Origin of the sequence: Lactobacillus sp. ESL0680 (genome assembly GCF_029392855.1) — a bacterium.
In the GTDB taxonomy this organism is placed as follows: domain Bacteria; phylum Bacillota; class Bacilli; order Lactobacillales; family Lactobacillaceae; genus Lactobacillus.
In genome coordinates this window covers 314,098-334,789 of sequence record NZ_CP113945.1, presented here as the reverse complement: position 1 = coordinate 334,789, position 20,692 = coordinate 314,098, and the positions used below count along the sequence as shown (strand labels likewise).

Annotated in this window: 20 protein-coding genes and 2 tRNA genes; 2 read left to right on the top strand and 20 right to left on the bottom strand. The window is 40.0% G+C overall.

Going from position 1 to position 20,692, the window contains the following annotated elements; genetic code table 11:
* Positions 1-99: 99 nt before the first annotated feature.
* From trxA to OZX58_RS01580, 14 genes are all read right to left on the bottom strand, one after another.
* On the bottom strand, positions 100-411 hold the full coding sequence (gene trxA, locus OZX58_RS01645; RefSeq protein WP_277131380.1) for a thioredoxin: 312 nt from the start codon (positions 409-411) through the stop codon (positions 100-102).
* An 86-nt stretch (positions 412-497) separates the two neighbouring features.
* On the bottom strand, positions 498-2,852 hold the full coding sequence (locus tag OZX58_RS01640) for an endonuclease MutS2 (protein ID WP_277141223.1): 2,355 nt from the start codon (positions 2,850-2,852) through the stop codon (positions 498-500).
* Between the two features lie 57 nt (positions 2,853-2,909).
* Complete coding sequence (locus OZX58_RS01635) at positions 2,910-3,215, bottom strand: DUF1292 domain-containing protein (protein ID WP_277134296.1); 306 nt, start codon at positions 3,213-3,215, stop codon at positions 2,910-2,912.
* A 1-nt stretch (position 3,216) separates the two neighbouring features.
* The gene (gene ruvX, locus OZX58_RS01630; protein WP_277141222.1) at positions 3,217-3,645 is read right to left on the bottom strand and encodes a Holliday junction resolvase RuvX; all 429 of its coding nucleotides are present in this window, start codon (positions 3,643-3,645) and stop codon (positions 3,217-3,219) included.
* On the bottom strand, positions 3,645-3,902 hold the full coding sequence (locus OZX58_RS01625) for an IreB family regulatory phosphoprotein (RefSeq protein ID WP_212781015.1): 258 nt from the start codon (positions 3,900-3,902) through the stop codon (positions 3,645-3,647). The genes ruvX and OZX58_RS01625 overlap by 1 nt, the downstream gene beginning before the upstream one ends.
* A 52-nt stretch (positions 3,903-3,954) precedes the next feature.
* Positions 3,955-6,594 carry an alanine--tRNA ligase gene (alaS, locus tag OZX58_RS01620; RefSeq protein WP_277141221.1) on the bottom strand — a complete coding sequence of 880 codons (2,640 nt, stop codon included), beginning with the start codon at positions 6,592-6,594 and terminating at the stop codon, positions 3,955-3,957.
* 275 nt (positions 6,595-6,869) lie between these two features.
* On the bottom strand, positions 6,870-7,334 hold the full coding sequence (locus OZX58_RS01615) for an isochorismatase family protein (RefSeq protein ID WP_277141220.1): 465 nt from the start codon (positions 7,332-7,334) through the stop codon (positions 6,870-6,872).
* 363 nt (positions 7,335-7,697) lie between these two features.
* Entirely contained in the window at positions 7,698-8,288 is a 591-nt protein-coding gene (locus OZX58_RS01610; RefSeq protein ID WP_277141219.1) for a histidine phosphatase family protein, read from the bottom strand.
* Positions 8,289-8,384: 96 nt separating this feature from the next.
* Positions 8,385-9,449 (bottom strand): LLM class flavin-dependent oxidoreductase, encoded by a 1,065-nt coding sequence (locus tag OZX58_RS01605; RefSeq protein ID WP_277141218.1) that lies wholly within the window; start codon positions 9,447-9,449, stop codon positions 8,385-8,387.
* A 142-nt stretch (positions 9,450-9,591) separates the two neighbouring features.
* Positions 9,592-10,143 carry a hypothetical protein gene (locus tag OZX58_RS01600; RefSeq protein ID WP_277141217.1) on the bottom strand — a complete coding sequence of 184 codons (552 nt, stop codon included), beginning with the start codon at positions 10,141-10,143 and terminating at the stop codon, positions 9,592-9,594.
* Between the two features lie 135 nt (positions 10,144-10,278).
* On the bottom strand, positions 10,279-11,109 hold the full coding sequence (gene nadE, locus OZX58_RS01595) for an ammonia-dependent NAD(+) synthetase (protein WP_277141216.1): 831 nt from the start codon (positions 11,107-11,109) through the stop codon (positions 10,279-10,281).
* Positions 11,106-12,584, bottom strand: a complete 1,479-nt coding sequence (locus OZX58_RS01590) for a nicotinate phosphoribosyltransferase (RefSeq protein ID WP_277131365.1) — start codon at positions 12,582-12,584, stop codon at positions 11,106-11,108. Before OZX58_RS01590 ends, nadE begins: the two co-directional genes overlap by 4 nt.
* Positions 12,585-12,661: 77 nt before the next feature.
* Complete coding sequence (locus tag OZX58_RS01585) at positions 12,662-13,759, bottom strand: glycosyltransferase (protein WP_277141215.1); 1,098 nt, start codon at positions 13,757-13,759, stop codon at positions 12,662-12,664.
* 6 nt (positions 13,760-13,765) lie between these two features.
* Positions 13,766-14,491 carry a WecB/TagA/CpsF family glycosyltransferase gene (locus OZX58_RS01580; RefSeq protein ID WP_277141214.1) on the bottom strand — a complete coding sequence of 242 codons (726 nt, stop codon included), beginning with the start codon at positions 14,489-14,491 and terminating at the stop codon, positions 13,766-13,768.
* 127 nt (positions 14,492-14,618) lie between these two features.
* Between OZX58_RS01580 and tagD the strand changes: the two genes are divergently transcribed.
* On the top strand, positions 14,619-15,005 hold the full coding sequence (gene tagD, locus OZX58_RS01575; protein WP_277131359.1) for a glycerol-3-phosphate cytidylyltransferase: 387 nt from the start codon (positions 14,619-14,621) through the stop codon (positions 15,003-15,005).
* 41 nt (positions 15,006-15,046) lie between these two features.
* On the opposite strand, the gene OZX58_RS01570 is transcribed toward tagD, so the two are convergent.
* Positions 15,047-15,745, bottom strand: a complete 699-nt coding sequence (locus OZX58_RS01570) for a GntR family transcriptional regulator (protein WP_277141213.1) — start codon at positions 15,743-15,745, stop codon at positions 15,047-15,049.
* A gap of 77 nt (positions 15,746-15,822) precedes the next feature.
* The gene (locus tag OZX58_RS01565; protein WP_277141212.1) at positions 15,823-16,941 is read right to left on the bottom strand and encodes a hypothetical protein; all 1,119 of its coding nucleotides are present in this window, start codon (positions 16,939-16,941) and stop codon (positions 15,823-15,825) included.
* Positions 16,942-17,183: 242 nt separating this feature from the next.
* On the opposite strand from OZX58_RS01565, the gene OZX58_RS01560 reads away from it, so the two are divergent.
* A complete protein-coding gene (locus OZX58_RS01560; protein WP_277141211.1) occupies positions 17,184-18,221 on the top strand; it encodes an SLAP domain-containing protein in 1,038 nt (345 codons plus the stop codon).
* A 110-nt stretch (positions 18,222-18,331) separates the two neighbouring features.
* On the opposite strand, the gene OZX58_RS01555 is transcribed toward OZX58_RS01560, so the two are convergent.
* From OZX58_RS01555 to OZX58_RS01540, 4 genes are all read right to left on the bottom strand, one after another.
* Positions 18,332-18,403, bottom strand: a tRNA-Gln gene (locus tag OZX58_RS01555).
* A gap of 5 nt (positions 18,404-18,408) precedes the next feature.
* Positions 18,409-18,490, bottom strand: a tRNA-Tyr gene (locus OZX58_RS01550).
* Positions 18,491-18,553: 63 nt separating this feature from the next.
* The gene (locus tag OZX58_RS01545) at positions 18,554-19,735 is read right to left on the bottom strand and encodes an aminotransferase class I/II-fold pyridoxal phosphate-dependent enzyme (protein ID WP_277141210.1); all 1,182 of its coding nucleotides are present in this window, start codon (positions 19,733-19,735) and stop codon (positions 18,554-18,556) included.
* A gap of 94 nt (positions 19,736-19,829) precedes the next feature.
* Positions 19,830-20,540, bottom strand: a complete 711-nt coding sequence (locus OZX58_RS01540) for a glycerophosphodiester phosphodiesterase family protein (protein ID WP_277141209.1) — start codon at positions 20,538-20,540, stop codon at positions 19,830-19,832.
* Between the last annotated feature and the right edge of the window lie 152 nt (positions 20,541-20,692).

Below are 20,692 nucleotides of genomic sequence, written 5' to 3'. Positions count from 1 at the left end.
AAACCTGCCAGTATGTATCAAGACACTGGCAGGTTTTTTGCCTAAATTAACTCACACAAAAAGGACTAGCTGCAGCTAGTCCTTTTAAATTTAGCCTGATTAGTCAGTATATTGACTCAAGATTTGGTCAAGCTTTGGCTTTGGTGTATAACCAGTTAAACGGTCGACAATCTTGCCGTCCTTTTTAATAATCATAGTTGGAATTGCCATAATTCCCAAGGCACTTGGCGTTTCCTTGTTTTGGTCAACATCCATCTTGGTGAACTTAACGTCTTGACGTTCTTCAGCCAATTGGTCAACAACTGGTGATTGCATCTTACATGGACCACACCAAGTTGCCCAAAAGTCTGTTAACACAACACCATCTTTAGTTTCTTCTTCAAAGTTTTCATCTGTTAATTCATCAACCATGAAAATACCTCCTGCATAACTGCATAAACCTACGTTATCTCTTAATGAGTTTAGTATAGCAAGCCAACTTACTTTTTACAAGTAGTTTACTTCAAATGAACAATTGTCGCTCCATTGCCGCCTTCATTTGCCGGAGCATAATTATAGCTATCGACATGACTGCTGGAAGCCAAATATTGCCAAACACCCTTGCGAATTGCCCCAGTACCAATACCGTGAATAATTGTCACAACGTCTAGTCCTGCTAACAAAACTGAATCAATATAACGATCCAAGTTGGTCATGGCCTCATCATAACGCTGTCCGCGCAAATCGAGTTCACTACGGGCATTGCTGCGGCGATTAGCACTAGTTGCCCGCACCATTTTTTGCGGTTTAGCTTTTACTTCACCAGCGATTTTTTCAACGTCACGATCGCTAACTTTAACTTTAATAATGCCCATCTGGACTTCATATTGGTGGTTGCCTAAGCGCTTAGTAACATTGCCCACTTGACCATAAGACAGGACTTTAACACGGTCGCCAACCGCAACGTGATGCCGTTTCTTTTCGCGCTGCAAGACCTTATTGTGTGCCAAGTTTTCTTCCTGTTTAGCTAATTGGTTAAATTCACCCTTGGCATCAATTACCTCATTTTGCTTAACGTTGCCGTGTTGCTTCTCTAGTTTAGCAATGATTTGATCGGCTTTTTTGCGCTTTTTGGCAACAACTTCATTTGCCCGTTCTTGTGCAAACTCAAGTTGCTTTTGCACACGTTGATTGTACCAATCCAATGCCTGCTGCAGTTTTTCTGCTAACTTTTCACTGCGGTCAAGACTGCTCTCCAAATGATTACGCGCATCAGTTGCCGCCTTGGTTTGCTTATCTAAGCGAATAATCATCGTATTGATGTCCGAATTTTCGTCCGACATTAGTTCCTGCGCATTCTTAACAACATCTTCACGCATACCAAGCCGCCGCGCAATTGCAAAGGCATTACTGTGACCCGGAATGCCAATTTGGAAACGATACGTTGGCGATAATGTCTTAATATCAAATTCCATTGACGCATTGGTTGTCCGCGGTCGATTGTAGCCATAGAGTTTTAATTCTGGATAGTGCGTTGTGACCATGATTTTAGCTTTTTTCTTACGCAAAAAGTCCAAAATACTGATCGCCAGACTAGCACCTTCTTCTGGATCAGTTCCCGCGCCAATTTCATCAATTAGCACAAGCGTCTGGTCGTCAACCTTCTTCATAATTTGAATGATATCGTTAATGTGCGATGAAAAAGTACTCAGCGATTGCTCAATTGACTGTTCATCACCAATATCAGCACAAATATCTTTGAAAACGCTGACCTGACTGCCCTCAGCCGCTGGAACAAATAACCCAGCTTGAGCCATTAATTGCAATAAGCCAGCGGTTTTTAACGTAATTGTCTTACCACCAGTGTTAGGACCGGTAATTAATACCGTATCAAATTCGCCGCCCAAACGAATATCATTAGGTACAACCTTTTCTGGATCAATCAGCGGATGACGTGCCTGCAGTAAATTTAATTCTTGATGTTGATTTAATTTTGGTTCAGTGGCCTTCATCAGCCGCGCCAAATGTGCCTTAGCCTGCAAAAAGTCCAGTTCGGTTAAGCCTGAGGCAATTGCATCAAGCCGTGTCACTTCCTCACGTGCCAAATCCGATAATTGCCGTAAAATTCGGTGAATTTCTTGCCGCTCTTGGGCGAGTAAATTTTGCTGACGATTATTCAAATTAAGAACCGCGCCTGGTTCCACAAACAAGGTCTGCCCACTTGCACTTTGGTCATGAACCACACCACCAAATTTTGCCCGATATTCTTGCTTAACCGGAATAACATAACGGTCATCACGAATGGTCACAATTTGTTCTGACAAATATTTACTGCTGCTGCCCTTGGTGTAAGCATCCATTCGCAATTTAATTTCTTCATCGTTACTTTTTAGATCATGACGTAACCGTGCCAAATTGCTTGAAGCTGTATCCAAAATTTCACCGTCAAAATCCAGTGCACGTTTCAACTCATTCAGTAACATTTCGGGAACATCTAACTTAGAAGAAATCTCACTAATTGCTTCTAAGTTCAACTGCTCGCCATCAACATCTTCTAAAAAGCTATTAACTTCATTGGCTAACACTAAAACAAGTAGTATGTTCCCGAGCTCTTTAGCATTTAAGTTTGCCTTGATCCGCAAACGCTTGGTGCTGGGGCGCACATCCTCAAAGTCCGTCAGCGGCAATCGACCCTTAATGCGCAGCAAGTTAACTAACGCCAACGTCTGTTCTAAAGATAATTTAACTTGAGCAAAATCACCACTCGGCTTCAAAGTTGCCGCCCGCCTTTTAGCTGGTGCCGTAATCGCTTGGTCCGCCAAATTCTGTGTAATTTTGGCAAATTCTAACGTTTTTAATATTTTGTTATTCATTAGTCGTCTATTTTTCTCTATTAATAAAAAAAGACTGGCTAAGCCAGTCTTTCTTTTTTATTCACCACTTAAACGGTCATCATCCAAGAAAGTGTTGAGCACCCCTTGAACCATGTTCCATTCATCGTCTGATTCAATTTCGTGCAAATCGCTGCTGGTTACATCGCCTGCATCATCAGCATCATAACTAAATGCCTGAACTTCAACTTCTTCATCGTCACCTACTGCAGCTGGATAAAGCAAGATATAGGACTTATCATAGTCATCTGAATGAAATGTAAATAAAACTTCGTATAATTCTTCATTACCCTTGTCGTCAACAAGGGTAATTTGCCGGTCATCACCGTGAACTTCTTGTGTCATATTAATCCTTTCGGTGTAAGTCTAAATAATTCTGTAAAATCAAGACAGCAGCCATTTGGTCAATTATTTCTTTGCGTTGATGGCGATCATGTATGCCGGCTTCTTCCACTAAGACCCGACGCGATTCAATCGTTGTCAGACGCTCATCAGAATAATAAACGGGCAGACCGAACTTATCAGCAAGCCGTTTACCATAAGCCTTACTGCGGGCAACTGAATTACCGGACGAGCCGTCCATATTCTTGGGCAAGCCCAAAACAAAACCATCCGCATCATATTGCTTGACAATCTTTTTAAGCGGCCGCATGCCAAAACTAAACTTAGCTTCGTCAATTGGAATCGTTTCTACCTTTTGCGCAGTAATTCCTAATTCGTCACTAACCGCAACACCAACTGTCTTGGATCCGACATCTAAACCAATTAAGCGCATTACTTGTCTTTTCCAAGATAACTTTTGACAAGTTCTTCAATTATTTCATCACGCTCGTGCTTCAAGATCAAATTACGAGCGTCATTGTGCCGTGGAATGTATGCTGGATCGCCAGACAATAAGTAACCGACAATCTGATTGATTGGATTATAACCCTTTTCCTCAAGAGCATCATAAACATCTTGGAGAGTATCATAAACATTCTTGCCCTTATTTTGATTAAAATCAAAATGCATTGTTTTATCTAGCGAACTCATTTTCATTCCTCCTGACATAATTTTACTTGAAAAACCGTTCAAACTCAATCAATTAATTTTTAGCAATTATTTCAACAACAGTCTTAATTGCTTCATCAAGACCTTCTGGCTTCTTACCACCAGCTTGAGCCATGTTTGGACGGCCGCCGCCACCACCGCCAAAGATTGGCGCAGCCTGCTTAATTAAGTCGCCGGCCTTCAAGCCCTTAGCCAAGGCTTTTTCACCTAAGCTGATAATCATATTGGCTTTGCCATCATTAGCTGCTGCTAAGACTAAGACATCAGACTTGTTGCCGCTCTTCCACGTATCAGCAAGTTCACGCAGGTCATTCATCCCGTTAACGTCAGCCTTTTCAGCAATAACAGTCAAATCACCGGCTTGTTCAACGGCATTAAAGATTTCACCAGCCTTAACTTGATTAATCTTCAAGTTCAAATCTTCAACTTGCTTTTGGCTATCGTGCAGTTCTTTTTCAAGACTATCAACTTTATCAATAATATCTTCTGGCTTAGTTGACTTAACTTCTGCTTGAATTTCATCAAGTAATTCTGAACGATTAGCTAAGTATGCATAAGCCTTCTTTGACATGACAGCTTCAATTCTTCTAACACCAGCACCAACAGCTGATTCAGAAGTAATCTTGAAAATTCCGATTTGGTTAGTGTTATCACAGTGGGTACCACCACAGAACTCACTAGAGAAGTCACCCATTTGCACAACGCGGACCTTGTCGCCGTATTTACCATCAAATAAGGCTAAACCACCCATCTTCTTACCAGTTTCTTCATCAGTAACTGTTGTCTTAACGTCTAAAGCTTCCCAAATCTTTTGGTTAACCAATTCTTCAACTGACTTAAGTTCCTTATCAGTTAATGGTTCAATGGCTGTAAAGTCAAAGCGCAAATAATCAGGTTCAACCAAACTACCGGCTTGATGAGTATGGTCGCCCAAAATACTGCGCAATGCTGCATGAAGCAAGTGGGTTGCTGAGTGCGAATGACGCAAGCCTTCACGACGGGCGCGGTCAATCTTCAAGACATATTCTTGACCCTTTACAAGTGGCAAGATTACTTGAACAAAGTGCATGTTTTGGTCGTTTGGCGCATGTTGGACGTCAGTTACTTCGGCAACCAATTCGCCTTCTTGATCGTAAATTCTACCGTGATCGGCAACTTGACCACCACGTTCTGCGTAAAATGGTGTCTTATCAAAAATCAAAGTAGCAGTTTCATTATCAGTTTGGTCAACTAACTCGTCATCCACAATAATATCGATTAATTTAGCGTGCTTTTCTTCATAAACACCGTATTCAAACTCAGACTTATCCTTAATGTTCATTAAAGTAACATCTTGAGCACCCATTGATTGCAAGTCACCACGAGCATTGCGGGCGCGGTCTTTTTGAGCTTGCATCTCAGTATCAAAGCCTTCTTTATCAACATTTAAACCTGCATCTTGAGCAGATTCAAACGTTAATTCATAAGGGAAGCCATAAGTATCAAATAATTTGAAGGCATCCTTACCAGAAATCGTCTTATCTTCTGAATTTTTGGCCTTGGCAATTAAATCATCAAGCAAAGTCAAACCAGATTCAAGTGTTACTTGGAATCTTTCTTCTTCATTCTTAATTACCTTAGCAATGAAGTCCTTTTGGTCAGTCACTTCTGGATAGTGGCTTTGCATGATTTCACCAACAACTGGCACTAACTTGTAAAGGAAAGCTCCCTTAATCCCCAAGCGTTGACCATTCAGGTCTGCACGTCGGATTAAGCGCCGCAAAACATACCCACGACCGGTGTTTGATGGTAAAGCACCATCAGCAATGGCAAAACTAACGGTCCGAACGTGGTCGGCAATAATCTTGAATGCTGGCGTATTTTCGTCATCAATCTCGTACTTCTTACCTGGTGTCATCTTTTCGGTTTCATGAATAATTGGCAAGAATAAGTCGGTTTCAAAGTTAGTTGGTGCATCCTGCAAGATTGACAGAACACGTTCTAGTCCCATCCCCGTATCAATATTCTTATGCGGCTGGTCAACGTACTTGCCATTAGCTAAGTGGTTATATTGTGAGAACACAATGTTCCAGATTTCAAGGTAACGTGCATTTTCACCACCCGGGAAGTTCTCTGGGTCGTCTTCAGCGACATCATTATTTTCTTGACCACGGTCATAAAAGATTTCGGAGTCAGGACCACATGGACCTTCACCAATATCCCAGAAGTTTTCTTCTAACTTCACAATATGGTCCTTAGGCATCCCAGTCTTTTCCCAGATTTCCTGAGCCTCAGTATCCTTTGGGTAAACCGTGCAGTACAATTTATCCTTATCTAAGTCGAGCCATTCAGGACTAGTCAAAAATTCCCAAGCCCACGGAATTGCTTCCTTCTTAAAGTAATCCCCAACTGAGAAGTTACCCAGCATTTCAAAGAAAGTCTGGTGACGAGCGGTTTTACCCACGTTTTCAATATCGTTAGTTCTAATTGACTTCTGTGAGCTAGTAATTCGGTGGTTCTTTGGCACAACTGAACCATCAAAGTACTTCTTCATTGTGGCAACCCCAGAGTTAATCCACAACAATGTTGGGTCATCTTGCGGAATCAGTGATTGACTCTGCAAAACCATGTGGCCATGCTCTTTAAAGAAGTCTAAGAACATTTGTCTAAATTCAGAACTTGTTAGTTTCTTCATTAATATTCTCCTTTTTTAATAAAATAAAAAACACTGTTAACAAATCTGAGGACGCTACTAAACGCGGTACCACCTCAATTGCAACAGTGTTTGTTACCTCTTAATTATTATTATTTAACGCTCAAGGAGCATTTTTTAAGCAGTCATGAACCCTTCTCAGCACTCGGTTTTCTCTTTGAATGATTAACTTAAAAAACATATCTTCAGTTAAAAGTAATTGTACTACTTGAACAATCTTTGTCAATCTTTAATATAACGAAAACTCTTATCAACAGCTAATTTAAAATTATTTGACATCCCATCTTTTGCCATTTTTGTTTTGTTCGCTCAAATTTTTTTGTTTTTTTGGCACCTATACAATTCAATTTTGCTGAAACAAAGTAGCCATTTTTTATGCTTGCTATTATCGACGCATTTACACAATAATTACCATCAACGCCCACAAATTCTAACTGATTGGCGTTTTTATTTTCCAAAAAAGTTTGCAAATTCTTGTTTGTCAAACAAGAACCATGTCTCTTCTCATAAACTAAAGATGAAACAACATTTAAACCTTTAGCTAATTTTTTAATATGATGTCTACTTTCCCACAAAAAACGATTAACAACATAAATTACATGATCTGCAGGATATAAGGCAATTCTTTTATTAATTTTAGAAATCAACTTAGGATCAGCAAATTTCTTTTCTTCACCTACATAATCTGCTTGCATATCTATTACAATAAGATAATTTTGCATTCTAATACCACAACATAATTATATAAATTCAAAATAATGGTTCTACTTACTTTGCTTAATATAATTGATTTAATCCAGATTAAACTGAATATAAGAAAAAAGGACCTCTGCAATTTTGCAGAATCCCTTACCCTTCAAACAACAAGCAAAATTTTAAAAACCGTCGCTGTCATCTTGCACAACACCAGCAAATGGCGCTACCTTAACCATTAAGCATGGTCCTGTATAAACAGCAGCCACTGTCCTCAAAATTTTTTAGTTCTTGCTTGATTGCTTAAATTATAGCAAAACATCTCTCAGTGAAAAAGCCTTTTCAAAAAGTTTGCCATAATTTTGGGTAAAATATTTATTTAAAAAATCTAATTATATTTTTTGCGGATCGATCATTTTCACAAAAGTAAACTTATTGGTGTCAGTATCATAAGTAAAATGCAGTACACAGCAATTAGGTAAATCCGTGATTTTAGATAATTCTGTAAATGGCACCCACTTAGCCAAGAACATCAAAATTGCTGCCCCATGACTAACAACCAATACTTGTTGATTGTCTGGCTGCGCCATAATTTGGCTAATTGTCTTGGTCATTCTGTCCATAACCTGCATGCTTGACTCGCCGCCGTAAGGAACAAAGAAACTGGCTTCTGCAGGATCAGTAAAAGTAAACTTCGGTAATAAATAATCTGCTTGTGCTTCAAACAAGCCAAAATTCCATTCCTTTAATCCCTTTAACCGTTTATACGGTAATTTAGTCACCAGTTCCAAAGTGTCACTGGCACGTTCTTGAGTAGAAGTATATGCATGGTCAAAATTTAGTCCTTGCTCTTTAAGGTACTCTCCCATTTTAATTGCGTCCTGGATACCAGACTTAGTTAATGGCGAATCAACTGCACCCTGAACCAATTTTCGCTGATTAAAAATCGTTTCGCCATGCCGCATCAAATACAAATCTTTCATTTTGCTTCTTCCTTGTTAAAATTAATAGCTGTTTTATTTATATATTTTAACAATCCTAAAATAGCCATACAAGACCTATCTTGCATGGCTATCATTTTAATTAAATTTATAAGCTCCAGAGTTAAGCAAATCCTTAACCATTGGCACTACCTTTTGTCCGTATAAACGTAAAATATTTTCCCGCATTGCGGCAGTCTGACCACCAGCGCCATAGATAAAGTCAAAACGTTTAACACCAACTTGCGTCATTTTATCAGCAATCTTGTGGGCAACATGCTCCGGTGTACCAATATAATAAGAACCATTTTTCACCTCATAATCGAAGTGTTCTTTGGTCATCAGTGTCCAACCACGATCTTTACCAATGCGGTCCATTGAGCGACGCAGATATTTCCAGCCAATCTCGTATGCTTCTTCATCAGTTTCTGCAATCACACCATGTGAGTGCATTCCCAGCGGGTATTGCGGGTTGTGATATTGTTCAGCCGCAGCATTATATAGATCAACATACGGCCGAAATCTTGCTGGATCGCCACCAATAATTGCCATAATTACCGGAAAACCATAGCGGGCTGCACGAATAATAGAACTTGGCGTACCGCCAACACCGATATAAGTATCCAACTTGTGACCTGTAATCTGTGGATAAATCTCAACATTATTCAGATTTTGCGTGTATTCACTTTCCCAAGTTACTGGTTTGCCTTCACGTAATTCATTGAACAGAGCAACTTTTTCCTCAAACAATTCGTTATAATCGTTCAAATCATAACCAAATAACGGAAATGATTCTGTAAAAGAACCACGACCAAGCATTATCTGCGCACGACCATCGGAAATATTATCCAAGGTTGCAAAGCGCTCGTAAACTCGAACTGGATCATCCGAACTTAAAACCGTTACTCCAGTACTTAACTTAATTCTCTTAGTGACACTAGCAATCGCTGCCAGCATCACTTCTGGACTAGAAATCGCATATTCTGGTCGGTGATGCTCACCTAAGGCAATTACGTCAATGCCTAAGTCATCTGCTAATTTAGCTTCTTTAATAATTTGCTTAAGAGCCTTGTCATAAGTCACTGGCTGATTAGTTGCCGGATCATCTGGCACATCGCCAAATGAATCCAAGCCAAAAGTTAATTCGTCATTCATTCGTACCATCTTCTACCTCTTATTTCTTTTTACTTACTTTTTGTAAGCTTAATATGAATTAAACAATACACGAATTTTTTTGACCAAGCAAGGATTTATACTTCCCACTAAAAAAGCATTGCCAGCAGCCGCTAGTAATGCTTGTTTTTAACTATTGTAAGTATGAAAATTGATGATATTGCTTCTTCTGTAACTTTTTAGCTAACTTTGGTGTTTTGTAAGCATGATAGCTCACCCAAACTCCAGCACCATTAGCACTTGTCAAAACTTTATTCCCCTTAATTTGGGAGACATTGATGAATTCTCCGGCACCAGCGGCATCACTCCAGCCATGAACACCAACCCAGTTAAGACCTTGGATCTTTCTGTTTTCTGCAGTCACCCAATTTTTAGTATGTGCAAGTTCTTCCTTATTCATTGTTGCAGCGTCGTGAGCAACATAAGCATGCACTACACGATAAGCGTCCTTTTTGCCACTTGTGTAATGGGTCATTGTTTTTTTGCCAATAACTTCTTTACACAGCTTTTTACCATCATAATAATACCAAGTTCCTCGCATTTTCTTTGGATATACCTTAATATAATTACTATTACTTTCAGCGGCTTCTTCTGCCGGCTTAACTGCTGCATTAACTGGACTTACTGCTAAGCCACTACCCAAAAGTGTTGCCGCAACTACAGGTAATATATATTTAATTTTCATGGTAAAAATACCTCCTTTATTTGTTAAGGAACACTATAGCACATTTTTACCAAAATAATACAAAAATATTTCATTTTTGTTACAAAACTTAATATTTTTTGGCAACAAAAAAAGTCGCCTTTTTGCGACTTTCTCTTACTTTTTATAAAAATCATCAAACACTGTCACAGGCAAATGCCGTTTATGCTCACTCTTTAGCCACAAAGCTTCAATCTGCTTGGCAGCAGCTTCTGAAACTTCACGACCCTCTAAGTAATCATCAACTTCATCATAAGTGACGCCAAGCGCCTTTTCATCAGGCAAGGATGGTCGGTCTTCTTCCAAATCAGCAGTCGGTGTTTTCAAATAAAGATGTTCTGGACAGCCAAGCTCTTTAAGCATTTGCTTACCTTGGCGCTTATCTAACCGGAACAACGGCGTCACATCAGCCGCACCATCACCATACTTGGTATAAAAGCCGCTAAAGTTTTCGGCAGCGTGATCGGTACCGACTACTGCACCATTGTGAGCACCGGCAATCGCGTATTGAACAATCATTCGCTCCCGCGCCTTAATATTGCCTTTGTTAAAGTCAGTAATTGTTTGACCAGCTTCTTCTAAGCTAGCAACTGTTGCATCAACTCCGGACTTGATATTAACAATTAAGTCTTGATCGGGTTGTTGAAAAGCCACGGCATCAGCCGCATCTTGGGCATCCTTTTGCACGCCATAAGGCAATCGCACTGCAATAAATTGGTAAGAATTATCACCGGTTTCAGCACGCATTTCACTAATTGCCATTTGCGTTAATTTTCCCGTCAAAGTGGAGTCCTGCCCACCAGAAATACCTAATACATAAGATTTCAAAAAAGGATTAGCCTTCAAATAATCTTTCAGAAAGTTAACCGACCGTCTAATTTCTTTTTTGGGATCAATCTCCGGCAACACATGCTCATAAGCAATTATTTCTTTTTGCAGTGGTCTCATTTAGCTGCATTCCTTTCGGTAATTTTTTGACGAATGTCTTTAATTAAATTCATCTTGCTGTCATACAAGTCTTGAGACAAGTCAACGGGATATTCCTGCGGATTAAGCATCCGCTTATATTCATCCCACAAGCCATCAATATTTTTAGCACAGAATTTCTTAATATCAATTAGTTTAGGCTGATCGTAAACAAGCTTGCCGTCCTTAAAGATTTCCTGCAATAACGGTTCGGCAGTGTAATCAGTGACAACCTTATTGATATAAGTGTACTGCGGGTGGAACATGTACAAGGAATCAAACTTGCGCGGATCAACTCCGCTGCGGGCAATCCAATCACCCGCATTCTTCTTTTTCTGATTAGCTGAAATCCGCCAAACTTGCTTTTTGCCCGGATTAGAAACTTTAATCGCATTTGAAGAAATCTTGAGCGTGTCGTGCATCTGACCCTGCTCATCTGCCATTGACACCAGCTTATAGACCGCACCAAGAGCAGGTTGGTCAAAAGCTGTAATGTACTTGGTACCTATGCCCCAAACATCAATTTTAGCACCCTGCATCTTGAGGCTGGTGATAGTTGTTTCATCAAGATCATTAGAAGCATAAATCTTCGCGTTTGGATAACCAGCATCATCCAGTTCCTTACGCACTTGCTTAGAAATATAAGCCATGTCGCCAGAATCAATCCGCACGCCCTGAAAGTTAATCTTGTCGCCCATTTCATTGGCAACACGAATGGCATTCGGAACCCCACTGCGCACCGTATCATAGGTATCAACTAAGAAGACACAATCTTTATGCGTTTCGGCATAAGCCTTAAAGCCTTCATACTCACTGCCAAAGGCTTCAACTAGCGAATGGGCATGAGTTCCAGAAACAGGAATGCCGAATAACTTACCGGCACGAACATTACTAGTGGAATCAAAGCCACCTATATAAGCAGCACGTGTCCCCCAAACAGCTGCATCAGCTTCTTGAGCACGCCGACTACCGAATTCCATCACGCCGTCACCTTGAACGGCCAACTTAACTCGGGCAGCCTTAGTTGCCAGCAACGTTTGGAAGTTAATAATATTTAAAATTGCAGTTTCGACTAATTGGCATTGCGCCAAGGGGCCTTCAACCTGAACTAACGGCTCATTGGCAAAGACAATCTCGCCTTCACGCATTGAGCGTACGCTCAATTTAAATTCAAAGTGACGCAAATAATCAATAAAGTCGTCATCATAGCCGACTTCTTCTTTTAAGTATTGCAAATCGCTTTCTTTAAATTTTAAATTTTTCAAGTACATGATAATGTGCTCTAGCCCAGCAAACACTGAGTAGCCGTTACCAAATGGTTCTTTGCGATAAAAAGCTTCAAAAACAGCATTACGGTCAGCAATGCCCTTTTTGAAGTAGGTATACATCATATTTAATTCATACAAGTCTGTATGCAAAACCAAAGAATCGTCTTGATCTAATTCTTGATAAAACATTTTATCCTCTTAATATCTTTTTCACTAATATTTTTGTCCTTAATTATAGACATTCATATGATTATAAGCAACAGTTTTTAGCGCTTAATTATTGCTTGATATTCTTGAATAATAGTTTCTAACTGGTTAGCAACAGAAAAATGTTCGGTAATATAAGTTTTTTCGCGGACTGCCATTTCTTCTAATTCGTTTTTTGGTGTAGCAACTGCCTTACGCAACGCATTCGTAATTGAAGTAACATCTCCCACCTTAGCCACAAAGCCGCTGTCTTTATCTGGAATCATCATTTTAATATCCCCAACATCTGTGGACAACAGTGGCACTAGGTTATCACAGGCCTCGAGCAGAACCAGCGGGAAGCTTTCTGAATACGAAGTCAAAACCGCCAAATCCATACGCCGGTATAAATTCTGCAGCTGCTTTTGCGTCATGAAGCCCTGAAAGGTCACCTGCGGTCCCAAATCCAGCTTTTGCACCAAATCTTTGAGTGCCGCCATTTGCGAACCATCCCCAGCAATATACAGGTGAACATTGGCATTATCCAGATTTTTTAAAGCGTGCAGTAGCAGAGCTTGCCCCTTAACTTTTTCAACACGAGCAACATTAATTAGATTAAAAGTTGGCTCGGGATATTTTGCTGGGATTTGACTATCTTGATGAAAGAAAATGCCATTATAGATAACATGCACCTTATTCTGATCGACATGTGCCTTCTGGATAAGCAAATTAGCGAAGTTCTTCGTCACGGCAAAGACACAGTCGCTTTTTTTAAGCGCATAAACATTAGCGGCAGTAAAAAGCTTCCCTAAGATGCCACGGTCTGCAAAGTCAAGGTAGGGATCCGAATGGACCGTCACGCACCACTTGGCACTGAGCTTACGCCGAAGTAGGGACACAAATAAGTTAGCTCGGGCACCATGAGTATGGACAATATCGTAATTACCATTATTAATAAAAGCCGCTAATTTGCCTAAACTAGCTAAATCGTAACGACTATTAATTCCTAATACTGCTACTTGCAGATGTGCTTCACGGGCAGCGCGAGCAACCGGACCTTCAGCGAGGCAAAGCAAAGAAAAATCTTCGCCCTCCTTTTTGGCTTCCTTTAATAAGTTAACAATATGTGTCAGTCCCCCGCCAGCTTCCAAGCCAGCATTGACGTGCAAAACTTTCATGTTACGTTATTTCCTTTTTTCTTCGTGAACTTCGTGGACAAATTTAGGCAAAACCATCATTCTCTTAAAGCGGCTCGGATTTTTGACCAAACGATAGAACCATTCAAGATGTACTTGCTGCCAAAATTGCGGTGCCCGCTTAACAGCTCCTGAAAAGACATCAAAGCTACCGCCAACGCCCATCATTAGTGCTGGCAACAGGTTCTTCCGTAATATTGCCAATAATTGCTCCTGGCGCGGTGAGCCTAAGGCAGCAAACACTAAGTCAGGTTCCGTGCGTTCAATTTGGTAAGCCATCACTTCCAAATCCTCATTAAAATAGCCATCTTCGGCACCAACTAACTGAATGCCAGAATAATCACGGGCGATTTTTTCTTGGACAGCATGAATCACGTGAGGTTTAGCACCAATTAGGTAAACCCGCAAATTGCGCTCATTAGCCAATTTCATCAGCCATGTGAATAAATCATAACCCGTTACCCGTTCCTTAAGCGGTGTATGTAACATCTTAGCTGCCTTAACAATCCCAATCCCATCAGGAGTAATATAGTCAGCATCAAAATTCAAAATTTTCATAAATTCAGGATTTTCGTTCGCTGCCATCACAATTTCGGGATTAGCAGTAACAACAAACGTTGATTGATGGGCATTAATCCGACCAACAAATTCATTTTTAAATTGGGTAAAACTTTTATTATCAAAGTCGACCCCTAAAACGTTTACTTTACTCAATTGTCAGCCTCCTAGAGCATTTTCTAATCCTATTTTAGCAAACAATTAGACCTTGCGGGATAAGTTTTAACTTTTATACTATAATATTGTTACAATTAAGGTAGCTGGATAATAGGAGCATGACAAAATGAAAAAAATTATAACTTACGGCACATTCGATCTATTGCATTACGGCCACATCCGGCTGCTCAAACGGGCAAAAGAAATGGGCGACTACTTAATTGTTGGTCTTTCAACTGATGAATTTAATCAGCTCCAAAAGCACAAGGAATCTTACAACAATTATGCCGAGCGCAAATATATTTTGGAAGCAATTCGCTATGTAGACGAAGTCATCCCTGAAGACGGTTGGGACCAAAAAATCAGCGACATTCAAAAATATGACATTGATACCTTTGTCATGGGCAGCGACTGGCAAGGTAAATTTGATTTTCTAAAACCATATTGCCAAGTGGTTTACTTACCGCGGACTCCCGGGATTTCAACCAGTAAAATTAAGGCGGATTTAAAATAACTAACAAAAAAACACTGAATTAACAACTTAATTCAGTGTTTTTATTTTGAAAAAGTAAATTCGAAACGATCGGCAATATAACTAGCCCGGGTATACTCAAACGGCTCGCCCGTAGTCAATTCGGTTACCTGCAGCCTAGTAATTAAGGCCTCACCCTTACGCGCATCAAGCAATCTTGCCGCATTTTCGTTAGCAACAGCTGCAGAAATATGCTCAGTTACCCGACCAACTTCATAGCCACTTTTTGCCAAAGTTTGGTATAAGTGAGAAGAAATATCAGATTTAGACATCTTTTGAATCAAACGATGGGGAATGGTAACCACTTCATAACAAATTGGCACATCATCGGCATAACGAATCCGTTCCATCCGCAAAATTTCTTCACTATCGTCCAACTTCAACCGCTCTTTTTCTGATAAAGACGGTTTGCCAACATGATAAGAAATCAGCTTGCTTGATGGTGTCTGACCATTGGCATGTGTAATCTCGGTAAATGACATAATCCCCGACATTTTTTCCTGCACCTTCTGACTGGCTACATAAGTACCACTGCCAAGGCGCCGCTCCAAAATGCCCTCGTCCTCTAACGTTTTGATTGCCTGCCGCAGTGTCATGCGGGATACGCCGAACTTCAATGCTAACTGTCGTTCTGCAGGGATCCGACTGCCAACCCGATAAACATGGTTTTCAATATCACGCTTAATTTGATTATGAATTTTGATGTACATTGGTTCTTCCATGGCGCACTCCTCCAAATGTGTCCTTCCATTATAATCTAAATTGGTCTAATTTGCACAAACAAAAATGGCTAGATTGATTACGACTTTTTCTTAGCGGTCCACTTAATTCCTAAAATATTGACATTGGCCTTTGAACTGCATTCAACTGGAAGCAATTCCTCACTTGAAGCCACCACACTAACCCGCATTTGCGCACTATCTTGAACAGCTAGACTTGCACCATTAGGGTTAAAGACTAGGTCATGACCTTCAATCTGCGCATGATCGCCCAATGCCAAAAAATATTGGTACTCAATACCGCCATTAAAGGTTACACGCCGCGCCACACAACTTGCCTCATCTTGAAAGTCGGCGTGATTTAAAATCACGGAGTTAATCAGTGTAATCTGGGTATCATTCACCGCGATTATTCGGTTCAGTTGACTATTTTGAATAATTACGTGCGGCTTTTTATCCAGATATATCCCACCGGTAAAAAAGCTATCAACAATATTGACCCACGAGTCGTCCGTAATATACATGCAGGCATCATCATCAGACAAGACCTTGCTGTTTAACATATTCAGCCACGTTTTGCCCTGCAATAAAATCGTATCGGCAACTGAATTATTCATATTTACTTCGGCATTCGTTTTGACAAAGGTATCAATACTGCCGTGAATCCGCGAATTATTAATTATCGCCGTCCCGTGACCTTCAAGTGCCAAAACACCAAATTCTTCAGCCACATTTTCAATCGAAGAATCGTTCATTTCCAAGCGAAAATCGGCATCTGCAAACAAGGACACCGAACCATTCATGACCTTAGTTGAATAAAGCTCCAAAGTAATCTTGCCGTTAGCCGCAATTGCTGCCGTATCATTGCCAAAGCCCTTAATCACACAGTTGCGCAAACTAAGGTAAGTGTTGGCCTCAGCAGGCACAAACAAAGTATTATTATCATTATTCGTATTCAGACATAAATTTTCCAAATTAACGAACCGGCTGTCGGCAGCAACATTCACATAACCCAAAATAGTCGTATCTTCCGGCAAACTGCCAGTTCCCTTAATGGTAATGTCTGCTAAGGTAATTCCCTGCGGCAGCTCATAAAATCCGGGCTCCAAAAACATTACATCATCAGCGCGTAAATCCTTCAGCGCCTCATGCCAGCTGATTTCACGGCCACCAGCTCCCACTTTAATTAGTCTCGGCATAAAAATCCCTTTCTAAGTGAACAGTAAACTAGCTATTATTGTACTATTTTTTCAAGGTCTGTAGTTAAAAAGTAAATTTTACTCATTACTTCTCCTTTATTTTAGGAGGCTTACGCCATATTAAGCAAATTATTTTTAACAAAAAATATTCGAGAAAATCAACATTTTAGGGTAGAATGGAAGTGTATTTTAGAAAAATAACACAAGATTATTAAATAAATTTTAGAAAGGTTGGGTTTTACATGAAACATAACCACACACAATTAACTGGCTATGATAATTCTTCAAGTAAAAATATTATCAAATTTGGCTTAATCGGCTTGGCACTTACCTCTGGCCTAATGGGTCTTAATAAAGAGACGGCTCACGCCACGACCACTGAAGCAGCTGCACCAGCAAAAACAGAAACTAAGACGCCAGAAACAACTACACCTAAGGCTGAAGTAACCAGTGCAGCTAAGACGACTGACACTGACGCAAAACCTGTTGTTCGTCAAAAATTAACGGAATCATTTGATCCCGAAGAAAAGACGTTAGTTCACAATGCCTTCTTATACGATCAAGACGGCAAACGGGCCAACGATATTACAATGAATGCTGGTTCAACGGTTGAAACTTATGGTACAACCCTAATCAATAACCGGAAGTTTTACAATTTGAAGAATCAATTGTACATTGCTGCGGGAAACATTGAACGACAAACTCGCGAACTTGGCCGTAATTCTTATATTTACGACCAAAATGGCGACCAAGGTCTGCCGATTGTTTTGGTTAAAGACCAGTACATCCCTACTTTTGGTGACCCTGTTACTATTAATGGCACTGAATACTACTTAATTGACCAGAATCAATACGTTAAGAAGGATAACTTTGTCGAAGGTAAACCAACGCCGCAGCGTCCCGGTGATGTTAACGGCTTAGTTATTAACGGTGTTCTCAAGCACAAAGCCTACATTTACGACCAAGATGGTCAACGGACCAACAAATTAGTTTTAAAGATTGGTACTAAGTGCTATGCCGCTATTAGTGAGACCATTAACGGCAAAAAGTACTACGAATTTGACCACGGTCATAAGCGTGTTTTGGCAGCTAACATTGATGGTACAAAACGGACGCTAGTGCGCAATTCCTACCTATATAATAAATACGGCAAACGTGTCGGTCATCAAGTACTACCTGCTAATACTAGTATCCGCACTTACGGCAGTTCTGTCTTAATCAAGGGTCAACGCTACTTTATCGTTGATAACAACCACTACATTAAGCGCGCCAACTTTTAATAATTAAAATAAGGTATCCAGTCCAATGGCTGGATATTTTTTATTACAAAAAAGAAGCAACTTCAATTAAGAAGTTGCTTCTTTTCGGGTTGGGTGTTCTTAAAGAACTATTGGGTTAGCTGGATTCGAACCAGCGCATACTAGTACCAAAAACTAGTGCCTTACCGCTTGGCTATAACCCAATAAATGGAGGAAGGTGGATTCGAACCGCCGAACTCAGAGAGAGCGGTTTTACAGACCGCCGCGTTTAGCCACTTCGCTATTCCTCCATAACGCACGTTAATTATATTACCGAAAAACGTGCGTAATTGCAAGTGAAAATTGCCAAAATTTTATTTCTTATTTTCTTTGACAAACTTCTCCAGCCGCTTCAGACCTTCATTAATTGTTTCCATTGAAACCGCATAAGAAAATCTAATCCAGCCCTTGCCGCCTTTAGCAAAACATGAACCAGCAGTTACGGCGACACGAGCCTTATCAACCAATTCATAGATGAACTTTTCATCATCTTGTTCAAGGCCATCTGGAATTTTAGCAAAAATGTAGAATGCACCATCAGGTTTAACACATTCAAAGCCAATCTTGGTTAAGCCATTATACAGCACATCGCGCCGCTTCAAGAACTCTGCCTTCATTGGCAATGCATCATCCATTCCATTCTTAAAGGCTTCTTCGGCAGCATCCTGCATTGGTGTCGGTTCAGTTGTGTTCACTGCTTGGTGAACCTTAGCAATTTGTTCCAAAATATCTTTCGGCGCACAAACAATCCCAATCCGATAACCAGTCATTGCCCAAGACTTGGAGACCCCATTCATCAAGATTACTTGGTCATGCAGGCTCTTTTCCATTGAAGCGTGAGGTTGGTCATAATTCAGTTCACTATAAATTTCATCACAAATAACAAAAATTGGCTTGTCACGAACAACATCAGCCAAGGCATCAAGCTCTTCCTGGCTGTACATTGCACCTGTCGGGTTGCTCGGATAATTCATGATGAGCATCCGAACTTTGTCACCATATTCATCAAGGGCTTTTTGCAATTTGGCTGGCGTCAACTTAAAGTCATCAGCAGAAGTATCAATTTCAACGATTTTAACACCTGTCCCGATGACAGTTTCATCAGTCATATACAGTGAAAAAACTGGCGTTGGAACAATTATTACATCTCCGGGATTCAAACAAGCCATTTCTGCATCAAAAATTGACTCTGTTACCCCATTAGTTACTAATACTTCAGTAGCTGGGTCATACTTTTGCCCGTATTTTTGAGCCAAAAACTGACTTGCTGCCGTTCTGAGTCCCATTGTACCGTTAGACGGTGCATAGTGAGAATGGTTATCATCAATGCTCTTCTTAGCAGCTTCTTTAATATGATCCGGCGTGTTAAAGTCAGGTTCACCCAACGTGAACTTCACAACATCCGGAATCTTGCTGGCATAATCAGAAAACTTCAAAATTGGATTTGAAGGAGCATCAGCTAAGCCTTTTTTCATGTAATTAATTAATTTAACCATATAATTTCACCAAACTTTCTTTTTTTATTTGAATAAATTATACAATTAATATCATCATTTTTCTACAATTATTTTTTAATTTTTAACTAATTTATTATTCTAATCCCTGTACCTGATCGCGTAACTTAGTCATCAATGGGTAATTATTAGTAAAAATTCCCGCAACATGACGCCGAAAGTATTCTTGGGCAACTTCTGGATCATCAACCGTCCAAATCCGCTGAATTATCTCCTCCTGTGAAGGGATCAATTCCTTTGGATGAATTCCAGCAAAATGATTTTCCTTAATTAACTTAGCTGCATTGGTAACGTCCTGATCCAGCAAATAACAATAAGTCTGATTCGGGTCAATTTCTTGGCAATTCTTCAAAGTAACATAATCAAAGGATGAATAAATAAGCGGATGAACAAACTGATACTGCTTGGCCAAAGAGAGAACCGTCTTTTCAATTCCTGGATAATGAATAATTCCGGTTTTAAATTCCAAATTAATCAGAATATCTTTGCCACTCAGTAAGTCAAACAATTCACGCAGTTCTGGCACCGGTTCACCATTAGCCAAATGCACCTGCCGTAATTGCTGTAACGTAAAATCTTTCAGATAGCCTTTGCCGTCAGTTGTGCGATCAATCCGTTCATCATGCATCACAACCGGAACACCGTCTTTAGTTAATTGAACGTCAAATTCAACCCCTTCAGCACTATTTTCAACCGCATTACGAAAACCCGCAAGCGAATTTTCTGCAAATTTTGCGGGATAACCACGATGACCAAACACAATTGTCTTATTTTTAATAGTAGTCATAATCTTTGTCGCACCCTTATTAATCAGTTAATAAATTACCAAAACTATCTTAAACCTATCGCAGTCACTTTTAAATAAAAATAAAGTTTGCTTGATCCTAATTAACTTTTAATAACTAAGCAATTAAAATGTTGGTAATTAAGAACTAATCT

Bases quoted from the DNA above. Each gene is read 5' to 3' on its own strand.
- tagD (WP_277131359.1), top strand. From the start codon at position 14,619: ATGAAAAAAATTATAACTTACGGCACATTCGATCTATTGCATTACGGC.
- OZX58_RS01585 (WP_277141215.1), bottom strand. From the start codon at position 13,759: ATGAAAGTTTTGCACGTCAATGCTGGCTTGGAAGCTGGCGGGGGACTG.
- OZX58_RS01565 (WP_277141212.1), bottom strand. From the start codon at position 16,941: ATGCCGAGACTAATTAAAGTGGGAGCTGGTGGCCGTGAAATCAGCTGG.
- OZX58_RS01625 (WP_212781015.1), bottom strand. From the start codon at position 3,902: ATGAGTTCGCTAGATAAAACAATGCATTTTGATTTTAATCAAAATAAG.
- OZX58_RS01635 (WP_277134296.1), bottom strand. From the start codon at position 3,215: ATGACACAAGAAGTTCACGGTGATGACCGGCAAATTACCCTTGTTGAC.
- ruvX (WP_277141222.1), bottom strand. From the start codon at position 3,645: ATGCGCTTAATTGGTTTAGATGTCGGATCCAAGACAGTTGGTGTTGCG.
- trxA (WP_277131380.1), bottom strand. From the start codon at position 411: ATGGTTGATGAATTAACAGATGAAAACTTTGAAGAAGAAACTAAAGAT.
- OZX58_RS01570 (WP_277141213.1), bottom strand. From the start codon at position 15,745: ATGGAAGAACCAATGTACATCAAAATTCATAATCAAATTAAGCGTGAT.
- OZX58_RS01560 (WP_277141211.1), top strand. From the start codon at position 17,184: ATGAAACATAACCACACACAATTAACTGGCTATGATAATTCTTCAAGT.
- OZX58_RS01590 (WP_277131365.1), bottom strand. From the start codon at position 12,584: ATGTTTTATCAAGAATTAGATCAAGACGATTCTTTGGTTTTGCATACA.
- OZX58_RS01605 (WP_277141218.1), bottom strand. From the start codon at position 9,449: ATGGTACGAATGAATGACGAATTAACTTTTGGCTTGGATTCATTTGGC.
- OZX58_RS01540 (WP_277141209.1), bottom strand. From the start codon at position 20,540: ATGACTACTATTAAAAATAAGACAATTGTGTTTGGTCATCGTGGTTAT.
- OZX58_RS01545 (WP_277141210.1), bottom strand. From the start codon at position 19,735: ATGGTTAAATTAATTAATTACATGAAAAAAGGCTTAGCTGATGCTCCT.
- OZX58_RS01640 (WP_277141223.1), bottom strand. From the start codon at position 2,852: ATGAATAACAAAATATTAAAAACGTTAGAATTTGCCAAAATTACACAG.
- OZX58_RS01600 (WP_277141217.1), bottom strand. From the start codon at position 10,143: ATGAAAATTAAATATATATTACCTGTAGTTGCGGCAACACTTTTGGGT.
- nadE (WP_277141216.1), bottom strand. From the start codon at position 11,109: ATGAGACCACTGCAAAAAGAAATAATTGCTTATGAGCATGTGTTGCCG.
- alaS (WP_277141221.1), bottom strand. From the start codon at position 6,594: ATGAAGAAACTAACAAGTTCTGAATTTAGACAAATGTTCTTAGACTTC.
- OZX58_RS01610 (WP_277141219.1), bottom strand. From the start codon at position 8,288: ATGAAAGATTTGTATTTGATGCGGCATGGCGAAACGATTTTTAATCAG.
- OZX58_RS01615 (WP_277141220.1), bottom strand. From the start codon at position 7,334: ATGCAAAATTATCTTATTGTAATAGATATGCAAGCAGATTATGTAGGT.